Origin of the sequence: Mesotoga sp. HF07.pep.5.2.highcov (genome assembly GCF_003666285.1) — a bacterium.
Taxonomy (GTDB): domain Bacteria; phylum Thermotogota; class Thermotogae; order Petrotogales; family Kosmotogaceae; genus Mesotoga; species Mesotoga prima.
Window position 1 is genome coordinate 1 of record NZ_JFHJ01000443.1, and the last position, 2,295, is coordinate 2,295.

1 protein-coding gene and 2 pseudogenes are annotated in these 2,295 nt (G+C 44.0%); all 3 read left to right on the forward strand.

Going from position 1 to position 2,295, the window contains the following annotated elements; genetic code table 11:
* Nucleotides 1-393: pseudogene (locus BG32_RS09295) on the forward strand (hypothetical protein); the annotation flags it as partial.
* A 95-nt stretch (nt 394-488) separates the two neighbouring features.
* Nucleotides 489-1,835: an ATP-binding cassette domain-containing protein gene (locus BG32_RS09300; RefSeq protein ID WP_006487167.1), complete on the forward strand. Its 1,347-nt coding sequence runs from the start codon at nt 489-491 to the stop codon at nt 1,833-1,835.
* A pseudogene (locus BG32_RS09305) lies at nt 1,826-2,295 on the forward strand (alpha/beta hydrolase); the annotation flags it as partial. The gene BG32_RS09300 and the pseudogene BG32_RS09305, both read left to right, overlap by 10 nt.

Genomic DNA, 2,295 nt, shown 5'->3' on the forward strand with positions numbered 1-2,295 from the left:
CTATTGTTTTCAATATGTACTGATGAAGCGGATTTCTCCGAACCACCATCCTTCTTTTTCGGAGACATCGATGATGGAATTGACATACAGAGAAAGGCCTTTCTTTCCGCTCTCAGAAAGATAACACGGTTATCAAAGCATGGATTTTCGGTTCTGATGATTTCTGACAAGAGCAAGTTGAAGTTCTTTCTGAAGGCCGGTGCTCTCCGTTATGAATGCGAGGTGTGTGATTTTGTTGGTGATGAATTCGTTGCGCAGGTAGATCCGAGAAAGCTGCAGTCTGTTATTTCAAGGATAAAAGATTCTAAGATTCGTCTGGTAACACGAAAGGGAAATCTGCTTATGGTGGGAAGGAAGAGCAAGATGTACCTTATGGTGCCCCTTATTAGGTGATATGTTATATCCGCATCTGTTAGTATTGGTATGACTGGATTCACTAATGTTCAGCGAAATTCAAGAAGGTACTTCAAAAGTCGGAGTTGAAAAATATGGGGATTCTTGAAACGAAAGGCCTTGGAAAAAACTTTGGTGAAAACAACGTCTTTAGGAACGCTGACATAGAACTTGAGAGTGGGCTGCTTACAGTTCTTGGAGGGATTAACGGTTCCGGCAAATCTATTCTTGTAAAGACAATCAGCGGTGACATTCTGCCCGATTCTGGAAAGGTAATATTTGAAGGCTCTCCAGTGGATTTGACATCGATCGTCGAGGCAAGACGCCTAGGCATAAGTGCCATCTATCAGGAGTACATGTTAGTTCCGGATCTCACGGTCGCTGAAAACATCTTACTTGGGAGTGACAAATTCACGATTAGCAGAAGGAAGATGAACGATCAAGTCTCGCGTTTTCTTGAGCAGCTTGGCCTGGAGTTCGATCCTTCCTCGAAAGTCTCTTCTTTTTCATCTGATGATCAGGTTCTTCTCGAGTTTGCAGTTGCAGCGTTTTCCAGGCCGAAGGTTCTCATTTTGGATGACCTCTTTTCTTTTGTACGTGGTGCAACCCGGGTGAAACTCCTTGAAATGATAGACTCATTTAAAAAAGGAGGAGTGGCCGTTCTAGTTACAACGTCCGATCCAGAAGTGATGGTGCTGGGCGATCGCCTATTCTTTATGGATTATTCTGGCATCAAACCTCTTCCACTGCAAACTAAGGAAAGTGATATATGGAAGATGCTGGGTGTCTCACCTGAGTACTCAGTAGCACCAGTTGGAGGTGAACCGCTAATCGACATAGATAACCTGGCAGATACCGGACTCGATCTGAGGTTGAAAAGGGGAGAGGTTCTCTGTATTTCCTGTGACAACGGAGTTTCGGTTAGAGAATTCACAAGAGCGCTTACAAGGCAGGACCCTTTCTCCGAGAACTCTGTGGCAATGCTTCGAGAGGCGAAGAACTTCTTTGAAAGATTCTCCTCCAGAGGTCATTCTAGCGAGGCCGAAAAATACTTCTCCTCTAATGTGAAGAACACCGGTCTTGTTTCGCAAATCATGTTGAAAAAGTCCCGTAAATTCACCTCAAATAGATCACTGAAAAAGAGTTTCATTTTAAACAGAGAAAGCTTGGTTTCCGTGAAGAGTTTTCTTGCTGGGCTGGGAAGAGCTCCCGGTTTCTCCGGTCTAATGCGCGATGACGATACAAAACTTTCGCATTTGAGATTCGATGCTTGCGATCTCTTTATCTTTATTAGACCTTTAATAGGACTGGACCCAGTTTTGACGAGAGCCCTCGCAGAGGTTCTGCAGGAGATTGCTGACCATTCCAAAGCCGCCGTGGTAATTTCCGACGAAATCATGAGCGACAGGCTTTGCACAAGGATAATGAACAAATGCAATTGAACCCTGATTTCTCTTACGAGAAGAAGAAGATTGACTTTTCCAGCGGGTACATTTTCAAAGGGAAGCACTATAGATGTTCGATTATCAAGTATCCATCTTTCTACAGGAACAAGATCAGGGGAACAGAAAACGTTGAAATCTACAATTTCTCACCAAGAGAAAGAGCTGTAGGCTCGATAATCATTCTTCATGGACTGGGAACGGTAAATATCCCATTTTTGTTCTGGATGGGAAGCCATCTTGCAAGTGCCGGTTTGCAGGCTTCTGTGATGATCCTTCCGGGAAATTACACACGAACGGCAACCGGTTCAACTAGTGGAAAAGACTTCTTTTCTCCTGATCTCAGAAGGTTGATTGTTTTCTGGGAGCAGGCAGTTGTGGATACAATGACAACCATCGATCTCCTTCAACAAGAGAAACTCTGGTGGGATAACAACTGCCTTTTTGGTTACTGCCTAGG